The following is a 21,994-nucleotide window of genomic DNA, read 5'->3' on the forward strand; positions in this document are numbered from 1 at the left end:
TTTATTTTCGGGGTCAGTTTGATGTTTATGTTTTTCACTTATTTCACGATCCGGGACTCTTTAGAGGTCATGTTGCAATCGTCTAGGACGGAGGAACTGAATCAACTGGAGGAGGAAATCGAGGCTTATTATGAGAAACACGGAAGCTCATGGACCTCGCTGACACCCGCGGATTTGGCACGCCTTGTGCCGGAAGGGAGACTCGCGCCCAGCATCGGCTTGATGGATGCCGAGCGTCGGATGCTGGCGGTCAGCGACGACTTGCCGGTTCGATTGCTCGAGCGACTAGGAATCCACAGAGAGCTCTCCATGGAGGGAAAAACCATCGGTTGGGTTTACTACTACGATTCCGATGTGGCTAATTTGTCCAAGCTGCGAATCGGCACTCCCATCTCGGTCGTTTTCCTTGTTGGAGGCGGGGCGGTTGTTTTTATGCTACTCTCGCTAGGGGCCGCCTTTTTCGTCTCGCGATGGCTCACTTCCCCGTTGCGCCGGCTGGTACCGATCATCGATCGGCTGGGCCGCGGCGAATTCGGGATTCAAGCACCGGTGAACTCCAAAGACGAATACGGCAAGGTTGCGCAAGCGATCAACGGCATGTCTGCGCAGTTGGCGCGAGCCGAAGAAGTTCGCCGGAATCTAGTCGCCGACGTCGCCCATGAGCTGCGTACGCCGCTCACGATCATCCGCGGGAAGCTGGACCTCCTGCAGCAAGGCGGCGGCCAAATTCAGCCGGAGCATCTGCTTCCGATCCAGGACGAAATGATCCGACTCACGCGACTCGTCGGCGACCTGCACCAGCTGTCGTTGGCGGAGGCGGGCAAGCTGCCGCTGGATCTTCGGCCAACGGATATGGGTAAACTGCTGCGAGAAGTCGTGGAGCGAGTAAGCTGGGAAGCGGAGGCCAAGAACATCACGTTGTCCATGAAGGTTATGGGCAACCGCTCGATCGTCTCGGCTGATGCGGAGAGGATGATGCAGGTTTTTCTTAACCTGCTGCACAATGCGATCCGATATACGCCGGAAGACGGACGGGTCATGTTAACGCTGCGGGATGTGGACGTCGCTTCGACGGTCAACCCTAGCCCGAGACCGATGCTGCAGATTCGCGTTCAAGACACAGGCCCCGGCGTCTCCCCCGAACACTTGCCTTATTTGTTCAATCGCTTTTACCGTACGGATGAAGCGCGTTCTCGCCACGCCGGAGGGATGGGGCTGGGACTGGCCATCGCCAAGGAGTTCGTCGCAAACCACCTAGGCACCCTGGAAGCAGAAAGCCGCCCCGGAGAAGGAACGGCTTTTATCGTCACTTTGCCTATTATTGAACGGGAGCACGCCTAATTGTTGGAAGGTTCCATGAATCCGTATATTAGCGTTTTACACGAACCCTCCCATCACGAGTCGGCTCCTTCAACATGATAGCATGACCGGTACGGCTGATTTTTTCGTAGAACAACAGCGGCTCCTTCCGAAAGAAACGTTTAGCGACATGGATGAAGAAGCTCATGTTCACGCCTAGAACGAGGACGGCCAACAGCACCCGGAACAAGCTCGGCATGTCGGCCGGCGGGAAAACTAACAGGCGGTTGAGGCCAAACACTCCCCAATAGAGCAGCCCATAGCGGACGATCAGGGGAAGCAGGCCTACGGTTTGCCGCCCCGCCTTTGTGGCGGACAAATATCGCTGTACGGTTGCGACCAAGCTGCCGGTTGGCTTCTGCTCCCCCTCGTCCGCCGGAAGTCCGACCAGTTGGATCCTTACCATCCACTTGCCAGGCGTCTTCCCGCCGGTCAAATAAGGCATCAACATGAAATATAATCCCGTGGACACGAAATAAGCTTCCTTAACCCCTAACCGATAAATGACGGTCATCAAGGCACCCCAAATCAGATAGTCGAAAAATAAGGCCAGCCCGCGCCGGGTATAGGTCACCCGTTTTGTCGCCAGATTCACCCCCCGGTCCAGATGTTCGATCCGCGGCAAATACCGGGACAGCCATACGGCCAGCAAGAAACCGATCATCCCCCCGAGCGTATTGGTCATCAAGTCGTCGACGTCGAAGACGCGGTACGGATGATCATATATTCCATAGATTCCGGTCAGCTGTGTCACTTCAATCAACAAGGAGAGCAGGAACGACAGGATCAAACTCGTGATCGGGCCTGAGCGAAAATAATACCGAATCAGTATTCCGAAGGGTACGGTCAAGGCTACGTTAAAGATCACCTGCAGGAAAGCCCGCTCCTGAAGAACCCGCCAATAGGTTGACGGCTCCCCAGGAACGATCGCGGTTTCTTTGACAATGTCCTGGAAAAAGTGAAATGGAATCAACTGCAACGCTCCGTCGCTAAGCGGCAGGTTATGGCGACTCGCGGGCAACGGCAGCATAACAAGGAATAGAGCATTCAGCAAGTAAAGCAGAAACAAGTACAACACGAACGCTCTAACCTTATTGACATAACCGTGCCGCCGGTATTGCACGACCAGGAACGGTAAGGTGAACAATAACGCCACAATCGGAAACGCACCGAAAGCATACGTAATGGGAAATAAATAATTGTCTAACATCAAAAGTCAACCCTTTCAATCTGGGTAGTTTGGTTCATTCATCTTAACATAGAACGGAATGCATCCCGTTTAAGTTTAGTTTAAGAATTGGGAAGGATTATCCTATTTCCTTACACGCAAAAAAAGCAAGCCCTAAGGGCATTCCCTTGGGCTTGCTTTTACATTCATCCGGGACCTAATTTTCTTCCGTTGAGTCCCCATTCTCTTCCACCGTGTCCGGCTTCGTCGGCGTCACGGAACCGGCCATCGGTCCTACCGCCTGGTCCGCCTGAAGCTGTGCACGGCGTCGCTCCCGCTCCGCCCGGTTCTTCCGGCGCGCCATCCAGATCGGGATCACGATCAAGGCTGCGATGATGAGCAGCGGCAACGCGCCGGCTGCAAATACGACCAGCCACTGGAAGAAGAGTGACAACACGTCGATGCTGCCTGTCAAAGCCTTTTTCATCCGCTCCAACAGCGGAGTATCGCCGCTTGCCGCCGCTGACAGCTGCGAAACATCGGGCTGGTACACGCGAATCTCAATCGTCGAGAAGGACACATTGCTGTCGATATACCGCATTCTCCCTTTAATCTGCTCGATCTCCGTTTGAATTCGCTCCAGCTCATTCACGAATTCAACCAGTTGCTTGGTTTGGGTCGCTTGCTCGACGAATTTCAAGTACCTCGCTTCCATGGCCTGCTTGACCTTTAAACGGGATTCCAGATCGACATACTCCTCCGAGACATCCTGTCCTTGAATGCTCCGCTGCAACGATTCCGGCTTCAGTCCCTCCAAACGGTCCAGGAACGAGGAGAAGCCTGCCGCCGGGACCTTCAGCACGAAGTTGCCGCCTTGTTCATGCTGCGATTGGTTCTCGGAAAATTCGACGATGTACCCGCCCGCCAGCATCACCAAATTGCGGATCTCCGATTGCGTTTTGGCGTAATCCTTCACTTCCATGACAACGCTCGCCCGATAAATGAGTTTACTGCTAATCCCTGCATCTGAGGCAACTTGTTGAAATCCTGGGGTGGGATTCACCGCCGTATTGCTGCTCCCGCTGCCACCGTCCGCTTTCAGATCCTGTGCAGCGGGCGCTTCAGCCGTATCGGCAGCGACCGCCGCGGTGCTTCCCCCATCCATTTCGCTTTCGGCCGAGCTGGTTGCCTTATTCGCCGCCCCGCTATAGGCTAACGAATTCGAGGCCGCATCATTGCTAGCGCTTCCACAGCCGCCCAGCAACAGCAGAATCACTACGACGATACTCCAAACGGCAACCTGTTTCCCCCTCTTGCCCATAGGTATGACCCCCTACTATTTCAGGTTTCAAGACTCCCGCACGATGCCGGCTTTGTCGGTTCGCTTTATCTGTTCACCGTGTAAAGTCGTCTCTTACCATCTTAACGCTTCAAGAGTCAAGAAAGTTGCCCGTCTTGCAAAATAAATAACCGTCCCGAAGGACGGTTCGTTTTCCAGCTTATTCCTGATATTTACGCAGTACGATCACGGCGTTATGACCGCCGAATCCAAACGAGTTGGACAACCCGATCTCAAGATCGGCCCGGCGGGATTCATGGGGGACGTAGTCCAGATCACATTCCGGGTCAGGATTTACCAGGTTGATGGTCGGCGGGATAAGCCCTTCCTTCAGCGATTGAACCAAGGCGATCGCTTCCGCACCGCCGGCCGCGCCGAACATATGGCCAATCATCGATTTGTTCGCCGTAACTGGAATACGATAGGCGTGTTCTCCAAACGCCTTCTTAATCCCTTTCGTCTCCCCAAGGTCGCCGACATGGGTGCTTGTCGCATGGGCGCTGATCACGTCCACCTGATCCGGCGTAATCCCCGCCGAAGCAAGCGCCCGCTTCATCGCCTGGTAAGCTCCGACGCCTTCGGGATGCGATGCGACAACGTGGTAAGCATCTGAGCTTGCGCCGTAGCCGATCACTTCGCCGTGGATACGTGCTCCCCTCCGCAACGCGTGCGTCAGCGACTCCAGCACGACGATCCCCGCGCCCTCGCTCATCACGAAGCCATCGCGATCGGCGTCAAACGGCCGGCTAGCCTGCTCAGGAGAGTCGTTCCGCTTCGATAACGCGGTCGCATTCCCGAAGCTGGCCAGCGCGAGGGGATGCACCGCCGCTTCCGTACCGCCGGCGATCATCACGTCGGCTTCGCCGCTGCGGATTAACCGGAACGCTTCGCCGATCGACGAGTTGCCGATCGAGCAAGCCGTAACCGGTGATAGCGTTTCGCCCAATGCGCCGAAGCGGATGCTGATCTGCGCAGCGGCCATATTGGAGATCATCATCGGCACCAGGCTGGGACTGACCCGGTTCGGTCCGCGCTCATCCAAGACTCTAACATTGTCCGCCAGCGTTTCGATCCCGCCGATGCCTGAACCAACGTATACGCCAAATCGCTCGCGATCCAGTAGTTCCGGTTGCAAGCCGGCATCCTGAACGGCTTGTTCGGCGGCATACAGTGCGTATTGGCAGAAGAGATCCATCTTGCGTGCTTCCTTCCGCCCGAACACCGCCTCGCCGTCAAACCCGCGGACTTGCCCCGCAATCTTGGTGCCAAACGCCGTAACGTCAAAACGATCGATCGGTGAAATCCCGGACCGTCCCTCTTTTAATCCTTGCCAAAATGTATCGACATCATTTCCCAGCGGAGACAAGATCCCCATCCCGGTAATTACAACCCGTTCCATTCGTCATCCTCCTTCAGGTATCGCGACCAGATGCTGCGTGTCGCCAATAAACCTCTAATGTTTTCTATTGTAGCCCCAAAGTATCCTATTACAAGTTTTTAGTTATCCTAGTATAATAGATAACACACTAACGATGTATCCAAGGAGGAGGACATGAGCGGATGAGCACAGAACCGAGATTAGAAGCCTTATCCGAATTTTTAAAAACACAACGCGCCAAACTGCATCCCCATACGGTAGGTTTACCGGCAGGTTCGCGCCGACGGACACCGGGTTTGCGGCGCGAGGAAGTCGCCCAGCTCGCTGGGGTAAGTACGACGTGGTATACCTGGTTGGAGCAAGGCCGGGATATCAAGGTGTCTCCCTCCGTCCTCGATGCGATTGCCGGAGCGCTTCGACTGAACGCAGACGAGCGTAAGTACCTGTTTGACCTGGCGTCTGACAGCGGTTTTCACCCGGATTGGGTTGAAGAGAAGGATCCCGTGATCAACCCGTCGCTCCATAAAATTTTGCAAGAGTTGAAATATTGCCCGACAATTATCTCCGACCGTCACTGCCATATTGTCGGATGGAATCCCGCCGCCACCCACGTATTCGTAGATTTCGAGCAGATCCCGGATGAGGAACGCAACTTGATCTCCCTCCCTTTTGCCAAGAAGGAACTGCGCAGTCTGGCCGTCAATTGGCCGCATTTCGTCAAGGGCTTCTTGGCCATCTTTCGCGCTTACTATGGACAATACGTCGCAGACCCCTGGTATTCGCAGTTCATCGAAAGAATGTCGCAGCGTTATCCGGATTTCCAGGAGTTGTGGAACCAGAGCGAAGTCAGCGCCGCTCCGGAAGTCATGATTGAATTCCGCCATGCAAAAGCCGGCAAAATGCTATTTAACTTGACCTCGCTTCAAGTACAGGGCGATGCGGATCTACGCTGCAGCATTTATACCCCAATCGAAGGAACGGCGACGGAAGCCAAGCTCAAGAAATTACTAGAGGGAACATGAAAGGATTAGTATTGACAAACCGCGAAGAAATTCGTATTGTGATTCATAGTGATACTGATAATCATTATCATATAAATCAGTGACAAGGAGAATCACGTATGAAGAAGCTGTTTATCCCTTTTATTTTGGCCTTCGCCGTCCTGGCTGGAGCCTGCGGTAACGAATCGGCAAGGCAGGATTCTGCGGCCAATACCCAGACCGAGAACGCCGCAGGTGGCACGAACGGAAACGACTCCGCGGCAACGGATTCGGCTTCCGATACGGTTACATATCCATCGGAGAACGGTCCCATCGAAATTCCCGCCAATCCGAAACGGATCGTAGCATTGACGAACGCTCCGAACATTGTGGCGTTGGGTGGCTCGCTGGTCGGTGTGGACACCTGGACGATGAAAAACCCGCTCTTCACCGACAAATTAAAAGACATCGCTGTCGTATCGGAAGAGAATCCGGAGCAAATCTTCGCCTTGGAACCCGACCTCATCATTGCCGGGTCGCATATGAAAAATCTCGATAAACTAAGCGAAATTGCGCCGACGATCATTTATACCTGGGGTAAGCTGGACTATTTGGCGCAGCAGGTGGAAATCGGGAAAGTGCTGAACAAGGAAGCGGAAGCTAAAGCCTGGGTCGAGGATTTCACGACCCGTGCCAAAGCAGCAGGCGAAGAGATCAAAGCCAAGATCGGCAAGGACGCCACCGTCTCCGTTTTCGAATATGACACGAAGAACTTCTATGTATTCGGGAACAATTGGGCCCGCGGTACGGAGTTGTTATATCAAATGATGGAACTTAACATGCCGGAAAAAGCGAAGAAGGATGCCTTGGGCCCCGGCTACTACACATTATCGAATGAAATCCTGCCTGAATATGCCGGAGATTACATCGTGCTGAGCCAGAACAAAGAAGCCCAAAACGAGTTTTTGCAATCCAATACGTGGAAGAACATTCCGGCCGTCAAAAACGGCCATGTCATCGAGATCGACACCGCCGCTTCGACATACAGCGATCCGGTCACGCTGGAGTATTTGTTGAAGATCTTTAAGGACGGATTCCTCTCTCTGCCTTAATGCCTCACGCTAAATAAATCAAAAGGGATGAGCCCTTGCTTCCGAACGGAAGGGCTCATCCCTTTTTCATTTATTAAATGAACTCGATCCAGCCGATTTCCAGACCCGGCTTGATATAATCAAACTTCAGCTCGTAATCGCCTTCTGTAAGCTCGATGCGGAGCTGCTTCTGAGTGACCCATTTTCCAAAGGTGCCATTCGTCTGCACGGTGGTCAATAGCTCGCCATTCAACAGAAGATTGCAGGCGGATTGCGACAGGTTCATGGCTTCGTATCGAATATGCGCTGTCACCGTGTACACCCCGGCTTCCCGCACCTTCACCACCACGGTCTGTGCACTGGCCAGAACTTTGGCGCTTTCCGAGCGGGACAACGAATAGACTTCTGTGCCTTCCCCGACAACGAACTTACCGTCTTGTACAGCCTGGATCGAGCGGACCTCGTCAGCCGATTTCGGTTCACGGGCAAATACCGGTGCATTCATCAAAAACCGGCAAATATTCATGGCGCACCGCTGCAATTCGCCGACCGTCAACGATCCATTAGCCAGAGCTTCTAGCGTATTATCCCCCAGCGAATTGATCTCCGCGCCATTGTTGTTCACGACCATATACAGATCGTTTTGGGCACGTACCATGAAGGATGTATTCTTCGCATCGGCCGGTCCGCCTTCTACGCAGTCGTTCATGACTGCCCACCAGTCCGTCATGACGATGCCCTCGTAACCCCATTCGTTTCGGAGAATGGTCGTGTTGAGATCATAGTTGGAAGCCGCCCAATGACCGTTGACCGGATTATAGGAGGTCATGATCGAAGTCGCTTCTCCTTCTTTCACCGTCATTTCGAAGCCTTTCAGGTAGATTTCGCGCAAAGCCCGTTCAGAGACAACCGTGTCCACTTTCGAACGCGCCTGCTCCTGGTTATTGCCGGCAAAATGCTTCACCGTCGCGGACGAGCCGCCTTTCTTAATCCCACGCGTCATGGCCGCCGCGAAACAACCGGTCAAATACGGGTCTTCGGAGAAATATTCGAAATTCCGTCCATTTAATGGGTGCCGATGGATGTTGATTCCCGGGCCCAGCAGGGTGTCGATTTCATTCTGCAGAAGCTCTTGTCCCTCCAGCACGTATAACGATTCTACCAGTCCAACATCCCAACTGGAAGCGAGCAACGTGCCGATTGGCAGTTGAGTTGCCTTCAAACCGCTGTCCATGCGAATGCCGGAAGGGCCGTCGGCAGCACTAGCCACCGGGATCCCGTACTCCAGCAGATTGTCCCCTACCCCGCCAAAAGCGGAAGCCGTTCCCGGCGTGACCTTCGGGCTGCTCATGCCTTCGCCGCGCACGATTGTGGCCAGATCCGCGTCGCTCAGTTGAGCGACGAATTCCTCTAGGCTGGAATTACCGGCTTGAACGTCCTTCAGCATGATGCCACGATGGCCTGTTTGCGGATACGCTTCCGGTAATCTGCTTTCGATGCGTTCTCTGAGCGAAATCGTTCGCTGCGGGACTTCCTCGCGCACGATTTCATACGTACCGTTCGCCTTGCGGATTCCCGGCTTCATCCGGGAAAAACGTTCAACCGGAGCCGCAGCTTCCTCCAGCCGTTCAACAACGGCCAGTTCAGCAAGATGGAACGCCGCTTTCCCGCTCACGGCAACCCGTTCCGTGTTTCGGATGCTATTGCCGACATAAAGCTCGTAATCGCCGGCTTCCAATACATAACAGGATTTATTCCCCGTAAAGCCGCCGTCGTCATAGGAGGCCATCCGCCACACCGGTAATTGCAGCGTCAGCACCTCGGATTCGCCAGGCTGGAGCAACTTGGTTTTCGCAAAAGCTCCGAGCGCCCGGGCCGGTTTGCCCAATTGACCTTGCGGCGCTTCATAGTACAGCTGAATAACTTCTTTTCCGGCAAAATCCGCTCCGGTATTCGTCACCGCAACTTTAACTTCAAGCCGGGCATCGATGCCCGCTCCTTCGAGCTTCACCCCTTGCACGCTCCAGGTGAAGGATGTGTAGGAGAGTCCATAACCGAAAGGAAATAGGACCTTATCCGGACAGAATGTTTCAAAATAACGGTAACCTACATAAATATCTTCCTCATAGAAGTTCCGCACTTCACTGCCAAAGTTGGCTGTGGACGGGTAATCCTCGATGTGATAAGCGACCGTATCCGGTAGCTTGCCGCTTGGCGTGACATCTCCCGACAGCAGGTCGGCCACCGCATGACCGCCGATCATTCCGCCTTGCCATACGAACATGACCGCCTGGATTCGGCCGTCGTGTACCGGATCGTTAATCCAGCTCATGTCGATGACATTAGCAACGTTCATGAGTACCGCGACCTGTTCAAAATGCCGGGTGACCGTTTCGAGATTCAGCCGTTCCTGCTCGGTTAAGCGATAGCTTCCCTCGGTATCGGCATTATCCTTATCCTCGCCGGCCGTCCGGCCGATGACGACCACCGCCTTGTTCGTCACCTTCTTAGCCTCCGCTACGATTTCGTCCGTCAGCGGCATTTCCTGCTGGCACCAAGGCTCTGCAGCCCAACCGCCGCCGCCGTTATCAAACGGGTTCTCGGCAATCCATTGCTCATATTGCCCGGCCAGCTGCTCATTGACCTGAATGCGTGGATTGGCCCGGAGCCCGTCCAAAATGCTGACGACATAAGGAACGTTCACGGCGCCGCCAGACCCCGTGCCGCTTCGGTAGTAATCGATTTGACTTCTTCCGAAAACGGATACAATTTCATTTTCACGAATCGGAAGCATAGCGTTTTCATTTTTCAACAAAACGCCGCCTTCGGCTGCCGCGATTCGGCTGTACTCGGCGAAACCTTCCAAAGGAACGCCCAACATCGATTTGCTCATTATCTCTGCTCTCTCCTATCCGTTAGTAGATCCCGTTACGGGATGCCTCATAAGTAGTAGACCTAGCTATAACTATACCAAAACCAACGTGAAGTTGGATAGAATAACCTGCTTCCTGCAAGGGGAATTCATGCGAAGATATTGGCGTAGATGATGATCCCTATAAACGGCACCACCCAAAGCAAAGGGAGCAGATTCCACCATACGGCTTGTTTGTATTTGCCTTTAGCGAAGAAGGTCCATCCCAAAATCAAGCCTAGCAGTAGCCCCCCGGGATAAGCCTGGAGGTAGGCAAACAACCCTCTGATCCCTGGATTCACATCGCCGGAATCTCGAAACAAATACGCAGAAATGCCCAGCACGACAAGCCACGAGATAGAAAACATCAAATACACGAGCTGCGACAGGATCAAGAAAATCAAAGTTTTGCGTTTGGATAACATAAGGATGACCTGCCTTCCTTCATCGGGTTAAGTGTGCCTAGTCAAGCCATACTTCAGTTTCGTGACGAAGGTCGAATAAACGTTCAATCTGTTTCGAGGTGTTTCTCCCCGTGGACAATGGCGGTAATTCGTCCCGGCCGAAGAATCCGACCTCCAGCGTCTCCATCCCGGCTTCCGCTTGCCCTCCGGCGATCTCGCACAAAATGAACAATTTGTAGATATGGTAAGCTTCGGGAGGATGCTCGTGGAATTTCTTGTCCAACACGGCAAGCAATCGCACGGGGACAACAGTAAGACCGGCTTCTTCCTTCACTTCCTTGACAACGACTTCTTTCGGCGAAAGACCGATGTCCGCCCAACCGCCGGGAAGCGCCCAAGCCACGTCAATTCGTTCTCTGACGAGCAAAATCCGGTCTTCTTGGAATACCGCGCCGCGAACGTCAACTTTTGGGGTGGCATACCCGCTTTCTCCGGCAAACAGGGACTTAATTTTCTCCGTCTCAACCTCCGTGTAACGGGCCAGAATGTCCACGCTGAGCTCGCGAAGCATTTCAAAACGCTCAAGGTCGTACATATCTTTAGAATAGGCCAACCCGGCCTGACTAATCGACTGGATTTGCTTCGCCCATTCCAGCCATAACCGCCGTGGAATCGAGTCCGACATCGTATCGCAACCTTTCGTGTAGAAATGCTCTAGATCCATTGAACCGCTACCGAGATCAAATAGGCTGCTGGCAGAATGATTGCTTGTGCCGCAAGCGTCCCCAGAAATCTGGCACCCATCAATAAAATATAGATCTTCCCGAGTTGTTGCCGGGATTCTTCCTGATGTAGCGCCCGTTCCGTAATCAGCCCGAGCTTTGGATCGATAAAGATCGTCAGCAGGATGGTAGCGACGCCGTTAATGATGCCGGACGCTTGTGAGGCCGTCGTGGCCAGTTCCGGCACCAGATAAGCAGCGTATAAAGAAGCCAACACGCCAACCGTATAGAAAGCGGTCACCGCGATATTCAGCAATATAAAGCGCTTCGGAACTCCCATGAGGCGAAAGGAACGAAGACGCAGGTTGGGCTTGCGAAAATAATGCCGGACGTTTTTGAGCTGCGGGATCGATACGCTCGTGACCAGCTTGGGCAGCGATCCTGCCACCTCCAGCTTGGCGATCACGCGTTCAAAGAGATTTACACAGGTAGGAAATAGAAGCATCGCCAGCAGCGTTCCGGCAGAACCGGCCAACAGGATGATCCGCAGCGTGTCCATCACCTGAAAATCGGGATACTTCCTGGCGTGATCGATAAATGTGGCCGTCATCGGTGCCTGAAGCATATTCGCTGTTCTAGATACAAGCACGACGATCCCGGTCAGAGACAACGCAACAACGATTTTGTTCAATTTCACACCGGCATAACGGATTGAATACGATAGGGTCTCTGCTGCATGAATAATCATCGTTAGGATACATACAATGGCCAGATTGGTGGTCAATTTATTCCCATCTCCACTTAACTTCCCTTAGATTCATGGCCTTGCCTAAATGCGTTTCACGTATTTGGCCATCATCGTTCGATAATCGAACAATACTTCTTCCTTCTCTTCGGTATACACGAACCCGTTCGATTTATAAAAAAGCGTACCGATGCCGTTCTCGCGTTCACACCAGGCATAAATTTCCTTAATCAAGGGGTTCTGGCGAATCAGCTCGTTCAGCAATTGCTTGCCGATGCGCTTACGCTGATGCTCTTTTAATATATATAGTCGAGTCAGTTCGCTAACTCCCTCATCCGGCTCCGACAATTGGCCGAAACCAACGATTTCCCCTTCCCATTCCGAAACCAAAAACTTGCGCGACGATTGCGCCTCATCCAACGTAATGCTTTGTTCCAGGCTGCTCTTGGCATAGGCATGGGTCAAATACGTCGCAATGAAATGCTCCGGATAAATCGTTTCGTACGTGCTGTTCCAGGTTTCCACGGCCACCTCGCGAATGCCGTCGATATCGTTCAGACTTGCCGGACGGATCAGCAGTGAATCCATCAACTTCAATCCTTTCTCTGTCTAAAATAACTGAACCCAGCCTTGGATATGGGCGATCTCCAGCCGGGTCGTATGTTCAAAAGTGATATAAAGGACATTTTACAAATCTATGATACACTGTTCGCAACGGGGAATGCTACCCCTAATCATGAAATCGCTTTCTTTCTAACAATGTAATCAACGAACCCTTGTCTGATGCGTTCTCCTTCATAAATTCTTTCAAGCACCCTGTCCTCTTTATACAAAATCTCCATATCGCTCAGGAGAGCATCTGGCTCCCCCGGCTCGTAATAGGAATGAATCACCGGTTGGTCATCATCAAATTGCTCGTGTTCATGATTCCCCACGTCGGGACCTTGCCCGCATCGGAAGTCATTTGTCGTCAGAAAATTAACGAACATCAGCCCGCCCGGCATTAAGACGCGCTTTAACTCCACAAGCGATTGTAGGACCTCTTGTTTACGCATATGAAATATCGAATTGTACGAGTACACAAACCCCATCGATTGATCTGGAAAGTCTAATTTGCGCATATCCCCTTCACGGATGTTCAAGGATTGGTCTTTTTGCCGGCCATACGCATTAGCTCGGTGGCATTGCTCCGGATCCGCATCGATGCCATAGGTAGTAAAGCCGTAAGCGCTAAACAGGCTCAAGGGAGGCATGTCCCCGCCAGCCCCGCAATCGAGAATCCGTCTTGGAAGGTTCGTTTCCATACAATAGGCCAGAAAACGGTACAACGGTACTTGCTTGAATATTTCTTGCAAGATCCTCACACTCCAATAGGTATGTATTTTCGTTCACAAACATTATATTAGAGAACTGATGATAGATATAGGAAAAACCTTATTCTGAGGTTAACACTGGGATGAAAAACACGTGCTAAGCTTGTCATGGGATCAAATGAGATAAGAGGAGGCAATCAACATGCTGGACAACAGTGCCAACTGGCGGGAGTTGGCCTTTCATCATATCCCGCGCATGCTCATCGATGAACATGAGCCGTTCCGTCCCATCCGGGTCGGCGTGACGGTGCTTACGGAAACCGGGCCATCCCCTTCGTTCAAACGAATGCTGGAGGTTGATCACAAGCGCGTTGGCGCCGTGATCGAATATGCGGTCTATTGGGACTACGATATTACGCATCTCTACGATCTGGAACATATGTGGATCTTCCTGTCGCCGCAAGGGGCTGTCGTCGATTGCGAGGCCAGCTTCCACGGGACGTACTTGAAAGGCATCGCCCCCAGTAAAACGAACGTCGGATCTGATGGAAGCATCAGCTTATATTGTCAGCCGGGAAAACACGCCTACTCCCCGCTTCGCGAGCTGTTCGATCTACTGCCGAACTTGCATCTGGCAACCGGCGAGCATGCGGGAAAAGACGGCGTACTGGAGCCCGACATGCTACGCGGTACGTATAAGACACTACCCGATGCCGATGAGCTCGCGGCCAAGCATCTCCGCAGCTTCCGGTTTGACATCGCCGGCACTTATATGCCGTTCGATTGGACGCCCGACATGCTGGTAACCTGGGAGGAACTGAAGCGAGAAATCCCGGCCCGCATGAAGGATTTGCTGAACCAGCTGCGCGAACAAAGGCCGACCAGTGCCTTGAGCCAAGAATCGATCTTATAGCCATTTCAAAAGCCTTCCAGCGGCATCAGTGCGCGACCGGAAGGCTTTTATTTTTCTCTGATTTAGGGATAAGTCAGCAGTAAGGGTTAAAGAACGTAATGGCGGGGTTTGTGATTTAAGACCTGCAGATAGTCCCAAAATTCACTGCGTCGTTGTCCGCTAAGACTTCACCCAACGTTTGCCCAGCTCATGGCCGACCATCACCAGCGGTACGACGAGCAACCCAACCGGAACGCTGAGCAGAATCTCGCCCCAGGTTACCAGGTTATCCGAAAGCAGACGGTCAAACAAAACCAACGAATAAGGAAGTACAATCAGAACGGCGGTGACGACGCCCGGCGTGTACATTTTCAAATAGAGCGACTGGGCCACATGAGTAAACACATGCAAGAAGAACAATGAGTTAATGGATAAGAAGATAAAGAACCTTCCTTGCTCCGCCGCCATCAGCGTAAACGGAACAAAGACGATAAATTCCAGCAGAACGGCCACGGCGAATTGGCTGCTGTTGATGGTAAGCATCTGCGTTAACGAACGCCTCATACGAGCCGGGACCGCAGCCACCGCCTTCTGACGATTTCGCTTCGCCCATGGCCCGACCCAGATCATCTCCTCCATGTCATGGATGACAAACGCTACGAGAAACAGCCAGACCAGAGATGAAATACTTAAGTCGTCCATCTACTACCCCCCTCTCGAACAGATCCAATCACAACAACCTCAGTCTTCCCCTCATTCTCCACATTGGCTTACCCTGTCACAACGCCAATGATCGTCCACACGCCGGAAACCATGATCAGCCATAGGGCTACTCGTTTAAACCGCTGCTCATCCAGCTTCTTCAGCGCACGAATGCCGACGAACACGCCGATCAGCATGCTCGGGACGAACCAGCCTGTGTAGTGAAGTGTCTCTCGAGTCAACAATCCCCCGTACAGGTAGGTCAAGATCGTCACGATGTTAAGGAAGATCCCGTATACCGAAATATTGGCACGAAACGTCTCCTTGCCCACTCCCTGGTTGGATAGAAACAAAGCGACCGGCGGACCGCTCATCGAGATGCTTCCATTCAGCAGCCCGCTCAATGCGCCGATCGGCAGGTACGCCAGCTTGTCCCGCTTGACCGGAAACGATTTGCCCACCAGTTGAAGCGCAGCCACAAGGATAATGAGGGTGCCAGTAGCCAGCTTTAGGACATCCCCGCTTAAAAAGAGCAAAAGATAGGTCCCCAGCGGAGCAGCCAACAAGCTAGAGAGGATCAGGAGCCAGATCTTACGAATATCGGCGTGTTTGTAGCAGCCAGCGAATACAATCACATTCGTGCATAGGCTCAACATGACGATGATCGGAACCGTTTCCTGCAACGAAATGATCTGACCTAGGATCGGCGTCGCGATCAGCGCAAAACCAAAACTGGTTAGTCCCTGTGTGAATCCGGCTGCCAAAATAACGATGATACCAAGCAAGATAAGGACGGACGACTCCATGAGAACGGGCTCCTTCTGGGGTGATTTTCCTGTAGATATACTCCGTCTACTTTACCACCATCGGCCGGTTCCTTCTATGCCCAATCTCTCGAACCGGCCGAAGAGCCGAAGGAGGAATTCTAGCTACATCGTCGGTTGTAAATAGAGATGAAACCACGCCGAAATTTCCTTCAGTCGGCGAATCCGGTGCACCGGTTTGCCCGAACGGGACAACTCGTGGTTTTCGCCTTTGAACAGACATAACCGCGACGCCACGCCATGCATTTTCAAAGCGGTAAACATCTGCAGTGCCTCCACCTGCCAGCAGCGGAAATCTTCGTCGGAATGAAGAAACAGGGTCGGGGTTTGCACGCGGTCCGCATACTTTAGCGGGGACTGCTCCCACATGTGCTCCGCCCCGTCCCACGGCGTAGAAGCGGTTTGATCTACGGCGAAATAGTAGCCGATATCGGTGGTACAGCACATTGAAATCCAATTGGAGATGGACCGCTGAGAGACGGCGGCGGCAAAACGCTCGGTATGCCCAATGATCCAGTTCGTCATAAACCCGCCGTAGCTTCCCCCGGTGACGCCCAGCCGCTGCGAGTCGATCGCGGGATAAGCTGCCAAGGCCCGATCCGTGAATTCCATCAAATCCTCATAATCGATCGTGCCATAGCGCCCCCGGATATCAGCAAAATCGTCCCCGCGTCCGTCCCCTCCTCGCGGATTGCTGTATAACACGAAATAACCATCATTGGCCCACAGCTGCATTTCATGGAAAAATACCGTTCCGTATACGGTTTTCGGACCGCCGTGAATGTTCAGGATGGCCGGATATGTTCGGCTAGCATCATAATCCTTCGGCAGCAGCACCCAGCCGTCGATCTCCACGCTGTCCTTGTTTACGAAGCTCAGCGGCTGCGGGACCGCAACGTATTTTCCATGCAGGACCTGATCGTTGAAATTTGTAAGTTGAATTTCCTCCCCGGAGGACAGTTCTAGCTGGTAGAGCTCTTGCAGCCGTTGCTCCCGCATCCCAATGAACACAACTGTTCCCCCGCTCTTGGCGAACACATCCATAGAGCCTTCGGCTTGGCTGAGAAACTCGGTATGTCCATCATAGGTGATTTTACACAACCGGGAGCATGCCCGGTCGGTTACAAGACAGTAAATGCCGTCCTTCTCCGCCTTAAACCATCGTCCTTCGCCCAAGCGGCAGTCGCTACCTACCGTGTTGCCCACGGAGAAGTCCGGATCGGCAAACCGGACGATCCGCCCTTCCGGGTCCAAGCGCGAAAACGTCGGGTTTTCGTTGATCGTATATTTTCTGTGCTCCGAAGCGGCGAATACGATATCTTGCCCTAGAAACTCAGCCGAACGGAACTGATAAGTGCCGGCCGGAATCCGTTCGCGCGCTTGGGCTGTGCCAAGATCCAAAGTCCAGAGCGAATCGGTCAGTTCCATTTTGTCAGAATAATCTACCCCTATGTACATGAGCTGCGTTCGAGTATCGTTCACTTTCATCAGGGATACGTCAAAAGACGGAGCGCTTACCGGCGTCAAGCTTCCGTTTGCCGCATCATACAAATAAATTCGATTCCGCTTCTTATTGGTGATTCCCGCACCGTTTTGCCAAAACGGAATTTCGTCCAAGACCGTGTAATCCTGCTCTTCATCGTAAGCCTTCCGAGCTTTGGCCTTGTCTTCCTCCGTCTGTCCCGTGATTGTCGGATTGGCGTTGTCGTAAGAGGCACGTACCGCCCATCGGCTGTCGTTCAGCGGCAAGATTTCCGTTACTCGCAGCGGAAGGGTAAAAGCTTTGAGCGCTTCGCCTCCATCCAGGCGCAAGGTATAGAAATGGGTTTGGGGCTCAAGCGGATGCGGCTCCTTGTCCAGATGCTCCCGGTCTGCCTGAATGAACAGAGTATCGTCATCCAGCCAACGAAACGACCCTACATCTCCCATTCCCGTATACTGACGGGTTTGCCCGTCTCGAACTGAAGTGATCCATAAATCGGAGAGATACCCCTGCTTCTCTGGATTGCTGATTTTCACGCCATAGGCGGCATAACTTCCGTTTGGTGAAAGCTGTACGGCCGACAGGAAACGATACCCGGTAAAATCCTCAAGCTGCAACGCTTCCATTCCTGACCCACTCCTTTTCCGGCATTTTATCCCATTCTACTACGCCGAGATCCGCAACAGAAGAAGAAGTCGCTATGAAATCCATAAAAAAAGACCTTCCCCGATCAAGTTCGGAGTAGGTCTCTAGAAATTGGAGGAAGTCACGCGAGATCAGCATTATTCTTTCGACTCAGATGTGGGGCTTTGCGCTTCGCCATCAGCCTCCCGGATTCCCCTGCCGCCGGTCATCTCCTCCGCCGCTTCCATCAGCGGCGTTGTGACCCGCGTTGGCAGGGTCCGAACAGGTTCACGGGATCTTCTCTGTTTCACCCAGTAGATCCCGGCAAGCAGGGCGACCAAGCTCAAACCAACCACCAGCCCGGCGCCTTGTCCGGAAATAAACGGCATACTCGCGATAATCCCGACCATGCCGATAAGGCCAGCCCAAGACGTGTAAGGATATCCCGGAAGCTGGCAGGCGGCTTCGGGAGAGCAAGGCGTCGTTCGCCGCCAGCGATAGTGCGATGCCAGAATCATAAAATAAGAGAACAGCAGCGAAAACCCGCCGCAGCTGACCAGGAAGAGGTAAACCTGCTGAGGAAGCAGGTAACCCATGGCCAAGCCAAACAGCATGGCGGCTCCAGAGAACAAGATCCCCTTATAGGGGATATCCTGCCGGTCTTTCAGCCAAGCGGGGGCATGACCTTCCGCTGCTAGGGAACGCAGCATCCGGGCAAGGCCAAACGTGGAGGCCAGCATGGTAGACAAAATTGCCGTTATCATCACGATATTGATCAACATCCCGGCCCACCCCATTCCCCAACGGGTTAAGGCCAATACCAGCGGACTTTGATCCGCAATCATGCCTTGCGTCGGATACAGCATAAGGACCACGGCGATGGCGGCAATATATAACGCCACCAAGCTAATCAAGGTCATGTTGATGGCCCGGGGAATCGTCTTCTTGGGATTCTCAACCTCGGAAGCGGCCAAGCCGATGACCTCAAATCCAGCGTAGGTGAAAATCACAATCAGCATGCTGCCGGCAATTCCCGTGAATCCGCCCGGAAACCATGCTGTTCCCCGCAATTCACCCACGCCTGCGGCCGGGGTTCCGGGTACCCAGCCTGCGATCAGGGCTAGCCCAATCACGATGAACCCGACGATCGCCAGCAACTTGACTGCGGCAAGACCACTTTCCAGCTTGCTTAGGTAGTTGGCCCCGAGCAAATTAAGCAAAGTGATCCCCACAATGATGATCATACCCATGGCGACCTCCGGGAATCTCGGGAACCACTCCCTCAAAAATGTTGACGCGGCAATCGATTCGCTGGACATCGCCAGAATCAAGCCGATCCAATATACCCAGCCAGTTACAAATCCGGCGCCCCGCCCAAAGCTGCGTTCGGCATACGTGCGAAAAGAGCCCGGCACCGGGTCGGCTGCCGTCATTTCCGAAAGAGCATAGAGGATGACGTAGACCAGCAAACCACCGAGAATATATGAAAACAAGATGCTGGGACCCGCCGCTTTAATCGCTACGCCCGAACCGAGAAAGAACGAGCCTCCGACCACTGTGCCAAGCGCCAGCATCGTTAAATGAAACGTGGAGATTCCTTTTTCCCTTGCCTTGCCGTTACTCACATCGCCCGCCTCCCTATTCGCTTTAGTAACTATAGGGAGTATTGGCGTATTATAACGAAAATATGTTACATAAATGCGATGCAAAGGCCTACAAAGCCGCTTCTTCGCGCCACCGCTCCGCTTGTTCCCGTACCATAGAGACGAATTGCTCCAAAGCCGGAGATCTCCATTTCTTGCGGTGTAAGGCTAACTGGGTTGCAACCCGCTGAGATTCGTCGTTCCAGTTCAGCTTCACCAGCTTGCCTTCCGTAAGTTCGCTGCGCACGGTGATCAGGGGCAAGAAGGACAGGCCTAAGCCGGTTATCACGCACTGTTTGATCGCTTCAACGCTCCAGAACTCTAAGTTCGGATCGGGGAAAACGCCATGACTGTTCAAATAGTGCTCAAACAAGGTACGATAGGAACAGCCGCTTTCGGTGTGCAGGATCGTTTGATCCTTCAACTGGGCCGGAACGACTTCCGGCTCCTGGCTTAAGGGATGGTCAGCCGGAGCGACCAGTGCCATCGGCTCATGAACAAGCGTTTCAATGTGCAAGTCCCGATCCTCCACCTCCGGCTGTAGTAGAAAAGCCACATCCAGTTCCCCTGAACGAACCAGATCCCTTAATTCCCAGCACTGTCCGGGCTTCAGCACGATCTGCACTTGAGGATAACGCTGCCTGTAATGACGGATGACCTCCGGCAAACGGAACGCAGCCAGCGATTCCGGTGCACCGATCTTTAGGGATCCGGCCATATCCGCTTCCGGACGCAGGGCGTTTTTGGCCATCTCGTGGATCTTGGAGATCTCTTGGGCGAAGGGGAGCAATCGTCGACCCGCATCGGTTAAGACGATCCTTCTGCCGATCCGGTCGAACAGCGGCAACCCGACTTCTGCCTCCAATGCCTGAATTTGTGCCGTAACGCTGGACTGCGCATAATCGAGCTGCTGCGCGGCCCGAGTAAAGCTGCCAGCCTCGACCACAACCAGAAACGTAAATAAATGACGGGACTCCATTAGTTCACCTACTTCCATCGGAAATTCGAATGGATAAAATTCGATAATTCTGTTTTTCCTATGGATCTATTATCTGATACGCTAGAAAAAAACACAATGAAAGCAGGAAACCTCCATGAAAGAAACAAGCACCAAACTCCAAAAAGGGATTGGCCTGCCGCAGGCTATCGCATTATACATCGGCGCCGTGTTGGGCTCCGGCGTCTTGATCGTACCCGGACTGGCGGCGGAGACGGCCGGCCCGGCTTCCTTGCTCGCGTGGGGATTCATGACTTTGCTTATTTTGCCGATGGCGTTGTCGATGGGACTGCTTTCAGCTAAATATCCAAATGCCGGCGGGGTATCTCACTTCGTAACCTTAGCTTATGGGAAGAAAACCGGAACGCTCGTCGGCTGGTTTTTCCTGATGTCGGTGCCGATCGGTGGACCTGTGGCCGCTTTGACCGGTGCCGGGTACTTATCCGCGGCGCTGGGCTGGGGAGAAGGTGCCAAGCTGACGGTTGCCGCAGTGATGTTGGCCGTCGGCCTGCTGACGAACTGGGTCGGCATGCAGCTCGCCGGCAAAATCCAGATTGCCGTAGTTATTGCCATCGCCTCCGTGTTAATCTTCGCTTTCGGGGCGGCATTACCGCGAATGGAAAGCGTTCATTTTACCCCGTTTATGCCGCATGGCTGGCTCAGCGTCGGCCAGGCCGCTTCCATGCTGTTCTGGTGCTTCATCGGCTGGGAGGCGGTATCGCACATGTCCGAGGAGTTTAAGGATCCGCAAAAGGCGGCAATCAAAGGGGTGACCGCCGCCGCAATTATCGTAGGGACTTTATACTTTTTGTCGGCATTAGCCACGGTTGGCACGCAAAGCTACCTGAAGGGCGGCTCAGAGTCTTCCATGGTCTGGATTATCAGTCAGCCGCTGGGTTCATGGGGCGGTATCGTCGCCGGGGTTACGGGGCTGTTCATTTGCATGGCCGCGATCATCGCCTATACCGGAGCTGCCGCTCGGGTCGCATACGCCATGGCTCGCGAAGGCAGTGCCCCGAAATGGTGGAAGGGGTTGTCTCCACGGTTTCACACCCCCACCGGCTCGCTTTTATTCCTCATGTTCTGCTTTGCGGCAGTGATGATGCTTTACGGAACCGGGACGGTATCCCTAAGTACGCTGATCCAGTTTCCGAACGCGACCTTTATTCTGACGTATATGGGCGGCTGCGCCGCGGGGATTCGGCTTCTGAAAGGCAGCCGCACCGGAGTTGTCCTTAGCTGGATTTCTTTCGCCGCCACGGCCGTCGTGTTTCCGTTCACCGGCTGGGCCATGCTGTACCCGCTGCTAATCACCCTGTTGTTTCTCGCGATCCAGTTACGCATCAGTCGGCGGAAGGCGGCTTCACTGGAATCCTAAACCAATATCGGAAAAGCCTGCCGAGAGTTCGGCAGGCCTTA

19 protein-coding genes are annotated in these 21,994 nt (G+C 53.4%); 5 read left to right on the top strand and 14 right to left on the bottom strand.

Translation table 11 applies throughout. The features are described from left to right. Positions 1-21: 21 nt before the first annotated feature. Entirely contained in the window at positions 22-1,341 is a 1,320-nt protein-coding gene (locus KJS42_RS01680; protein ID WP_239483645.1) for a sensor histidine kinase, read from the top strand. 28 nt (positions 1,342-1,369) lie between these two features. On the opposite strand, the gene KJS42_RS01685 is transcribed toward KJS42_RS01680, so the two are convergent. The 3 genes from KJS42_RS01685 to fabF form a co-directional block, all read right to left on the bottom strand. Further along, positions 1,370-2,569, bottom strand: coding sequence for a VanZ family protein (locus KJS42_RS01685; protein ID WP_213621769.1), 1,200 nt, complete (start codon positions 2,567-2,569; stop codon positions 1,370-1,372). 175 nt (positions 2,570-2,744) lie between these two features. Then, positions 2,745-3,848 carry a DUF4349 domain-containing protein gene (locus KJS42_RS01690; protein WP_213621770.1) on the bottom strand — a complete coding sequence of 368 codons (1,104 nt, stop codon included), beginning with the start codon at positions 3,846-3,848 and terminating at the stop codon, positions 2,745-2,747. 178 nt (positions 3,849-4,026) lie between these two features. Then, positions 4,027-5,265, bottom strand: a complete 1,239-nt coding sequence (fabF, locus tag KJS42_RS01695) for a beta-ketoacyl-ACP synthase II (protein WP_213621771.1) — start codon at positions 5,263-5,265, stop codon at positions 4,027-4,029. 161 nt (positions 5,266-5,426) lie between these two features. Here fabF and KJS42_RS01700 point away from each other — a divergent pair, with 161 nt between their 5' ends. Then, the gene (locus KJS42_RS01700) at positions 5,427-6,266 is read left to right on the top strand and encodes a helix-turn-helix transcriptional regulator (RefSeq protein ID WP_155605231.1); all 840 of its coding nucleotides are present in this window, start codon (positions 5,427-5,429) and stop codon (positions 6,264-6,266) included. Between the two features lie 98 nt (positions 6,267-6,364). Further along, positions 6,365-7,336: an iron-hydroxamate ABC transporter substrate-binding protein gene (locus KJS42_RS01705; RefSeq protein ID WP_213621772.1), complete on the top strand. Its 972-nt coding sequence runs from the start codon at positions 6,365-6,367 to the stop codon at positions 7,334-7,336. A 73-nt stretch (positions 7,337-7,409) separates the two neighbouring features. On the opposite strand, the gene KJS42_RS01710 is transcribed toward KJS42_RS01705, so the two are convergent. From KJS42_RS01710 to KJS42_RS01735, 6 genes are all read right to left on the bottom strand, one after another. Next, positions 7,410-10,208 (bottom strand): glycoside hydrolase family 3 C-terminal domain-containing protein, encoded by a 2,799-nt coding sequence (locus tag KJS42_RS01710; RefSeq protein ID WP_213621773.1) that lies wholly within the window; start codon positions 10,206-10,208, stop codon positions 7,410-7,412. 128 nt (positions 10,209-10,336) lie between these two features. Then, the gene (locus KJS42_RS01715; protein WP_193415151.1) at positions 10,337-10,651 is read right to left on the bottom strand and encodes a hypothetical protein; all 315 of its coding nucleotides are present in this window, start codon (positions 10,649-10,651) and stop codon (positions 10,337-10,339) included. A 37-nt stretch (positions 10,652-10,688) separates the two neighbouring features. Beyond that, the gene (locus KJS42_RS01720) at positions 10,689-11,315 is read right to left on the bottom strand and encodes an NUDIX hydrolase (RefSeq protein WP_213622094.1); all 627 of its coding nucleotides are present in this window, start codon (positions 11,313-11,315) and stop codon (positions 10,689-10,691) included. Positions 11,316-11,344: 29 nt separating this feature from the next. Then, a complete protein-coding gene (locus KJS42_RS01725) occupies positions 11,345-12,136 on the bottom strand; it encodes a lipid II flippase Amj family protein (protein WP_193415150.1) in 792 nt (263 codons plus the stop codon). A gap of 45 nt (positions 12,137-12,181) precedes the next feature. Then, positions 12,182-12,685 carry a GNAT family N-acetyltransferase gene (locus KJS42_RS01730; protein ID WP_193415149.1) on the bottom strand — a complete coding sequence of 168 codons (504 nt, stop codon included), beginning with the start codon at positions 12,683-12,685 and terminating at the stop codon, positions 12,182-12,184. Positions 12,686-12,831: 146 nt separating this feature from the next. After that, entirely contained in the window at positions 12,832-13,452 is a 621-nt protein-coding gene (locus tag KJS42_RS01735) for a class I SAM-dependent methyltransferase (RefSeq protein WP_155605225.1), read from the bottom strand. Between the two features lie 160 nt (positions 13,453-13,612). Between KJS42_RS01735 and KJS42_RS01740 the strand changes: the two genes are divergently transcribed. Next, entirely contained in the window at positions 13,613-14,323 is a 711-nt protein-coding gene (locus tag KJS42_RS01740; RefSeq protein ID WP_193415148.1) for a hypothetical protein, read from the top strand. Between the two features lie 159 nt (positions 14,324-14,482). Here KJS42_RS01740 and KJS42_RS01745 read toward each other — a convergent pair whose 3' ends face one another. The 5 genes from KJS42_RS01745 to KJS42_RS01765 form a co-directional block, all read right to left on the bottom strand. Next, positions 14,483-15,004 carry an HXXEE domain-containing protein gene (locus KJS42_RS01745; RefSeq protein WP_193415147.1) on the bottom strand — a complete coding sequence of 174 codons (522 nt, stop codon included), beginning with the start codon at positions 15,002-15,004 and terminating at the stop codon, positions 14,483-14,485. 68 nt (positions 15,005-15,072) lie between these two features. Beyond that, positions 15,073-15,810 carry a sulfite exporter TauE/SafE family protein gene (locus KJS42_RS01750; RefSeq protein WP_155605222.1) on the bottom strand — a complete coding sequence of 246 codons (738 nt, stop codon included), beginning with the start codon at positions 15,808-15,810 and terminating at the stop codon, positions 15,073-15,075. Between the two features lie 123 nt (positions 15,811-15,933). After that, complete coding sequence (locus KJS42_RS01755) at positions 15,934-17,937, bottom strand: alpha/beta hydrolase family protein (protein WP_213621774.1); 2,004 nt, start codon at positions 17,935-17,937, stop codon at positions 15,934-15,936. A 156-nt stretch (positions 17,938-18,093) separates the two neighbouring features. After that, positions 18,094-19,560, bottom strand: coding sequence for an amino acid permease (locus tag KJS42_RS01760; protein WP_213621775.1), 1,467 nt, complete (start codon positions 19,558-19,560; stop codon positions 18,094-18,096). A gap of 88 nt (positions 19,561-19,648) precedes the next feature. Next, entirely contained in the window at positions 19,649-20,557 is a 909-nt protein-coding gene (locus KJS42_RS01765) for a LysR family transcriptional regulator (RefSeq protein WP_213621776.1), read from the bottom strand. A gap of 115 nt (positions 20,558-20,672) precedes the next feature. Here KJS42_RS01765 and KJS42_RS01770 point away from each other — a divergent pair, with 115 nt between their 5' ends. Continuing rightward, on the top strand, positions 20,673-21,953 hold the full coding sequence (locus KJS42_RS01770; RefSeq protein ID WP_213621777.1) for an amino acid permease: 1,281 nt from the start codon (positions 20,673-20,675) through the stop codon (positions 21,951-21,953). The last annotated feature ends 41 nt before the right edge of the window (positions 21,954-21,994 follow it).

The organism is Paenibacillus sp. J53TS2, from assembly GCF_018403305.1.
GTDB classification, from domain to species: domain Bacteria; phylum Bacillota; class Bacilli; order Paenibacillales; family Paenibacillaceae; genus Fontibacillus; species Fontibacillus rhizolycopersici.

Excerpts from the sequence above, each read along its gene's own strand:
- KJS42_RS01680 (WP_239483645.1), top strand. The coding sequence starts at position 22 with ATGTTTATGTTTTTCACTTATTTCACGATCCGGGACTCTTTAGAGGTC.
- KJS42_RS01685 (WP_213621769.1), bottom strand. The coding sequence starts at position 2,569 with ATGTTAGACAATTATTTATTTCCCATTACGTATGCTTTCGGTGCGTTT.
- KJS42_RS01690 (WP_213621770.1), bottom strand. The coding sequence starts at position 3,848 with ATGGGCAAGAGGGGGAAACAGGTTGCCGTTTGGAGTATCGTCGTAGTG.
- fabF (WP_213621771.1), bottom strand. The coding sequence starts at position 5,265 with ATGGAACGGGTTGTAATTACCGGGATGGGGATCTTGTCTCCGCTGGGA.
- KJS42_RS01700 (WP_155605231.1), top strand. The coding sequence starts at position 5,427 with ATGAGCACAGAACCGAGATTAGAAGCCTTATCCGAATTTTTAAAAACA.
- KJS42_RS01705 (WP_213621772.1), top strand. The coding sequence starts at position 6,365 with ATGAAGAAGCTGTTTATCCCTTTTATTTTGGCCTTCGCCGTCCTGGCT.
- KJS42_RS01710 (WP_213621773.1), bottom strand. The coding sequence starts at position 10,208 with ATGAGCAAATCGATGTTGGGCGTTCCTTTGGAAGGTTTCGCCGAGTAC.
- KJS42_RS01715 (WP_193415151.1), bottom strand. The coding sequence starts at position 10,651 with ATGTTATCCAAACGCAAAACTTTGATTTTCTTGATCCTGTCGCAGCTC.
- KJS42_RS01720 (WP_213622094.1), bottom strand. The coding sequence starts at position 11,315 with ATGTCGGACTCGATTCCACGGCGGTTATGGCTGGAATGGGCGAAGCAA.
- KJS42_RS01730 (WP_193415149.1), bottom strand. The coding sequence starts at position 12,685 with ATGGATTCACTGCTGATCCGTCCGGCAAGTCTGAACGATATCGACGGC.
- KJS42_RS01740 (WP_193415148.1), top strand. The coding sequence starts at position 13,613 with ATGCTGGACAACAGTGCCAACTGGCGGGAGTTGGCCTTTCATCATATC.
- KJS42_RS01745 (WP_193415147.1), bottom strand. The coding sequence starts at position 15,004 with ATGGACGACTTAAGTATTTCATCTCTGGTCTGGCTGTTTCTCGTAGCG.
- KJS42_RS01750 (WP_155605222.1), bottom strand. The coding sequence starts at position 15,810 with ATGGAGTCGTCCGTCCTTATCTTGCTTGGTATCATCGTTATTTTGGCA.
- KJS42_RS01755 (WP_213621774.1), bottom strand. The coding sequence starts at position 17,937 with ATGGAAGCGTTGCAGCTTGAGGATTTTACCGGGTATCGTTTCCTGTCG.
- KJS42_RS01765 (WP_213621776.1), bottom strand. The coding sequence starts at position 20,557 with ATGGAGTCCCGTCATTTATTTACGTTTCTGGTTGTGGTCGAGGCTGGC.
- KJS42_RS01770 (WP_213621777.1), top strand. The coding sequence starts at position 20,673 with ATGAAAGAAACAAGCACCAAACTCCAAAAAGGGATTGGCCTGCCGCAG.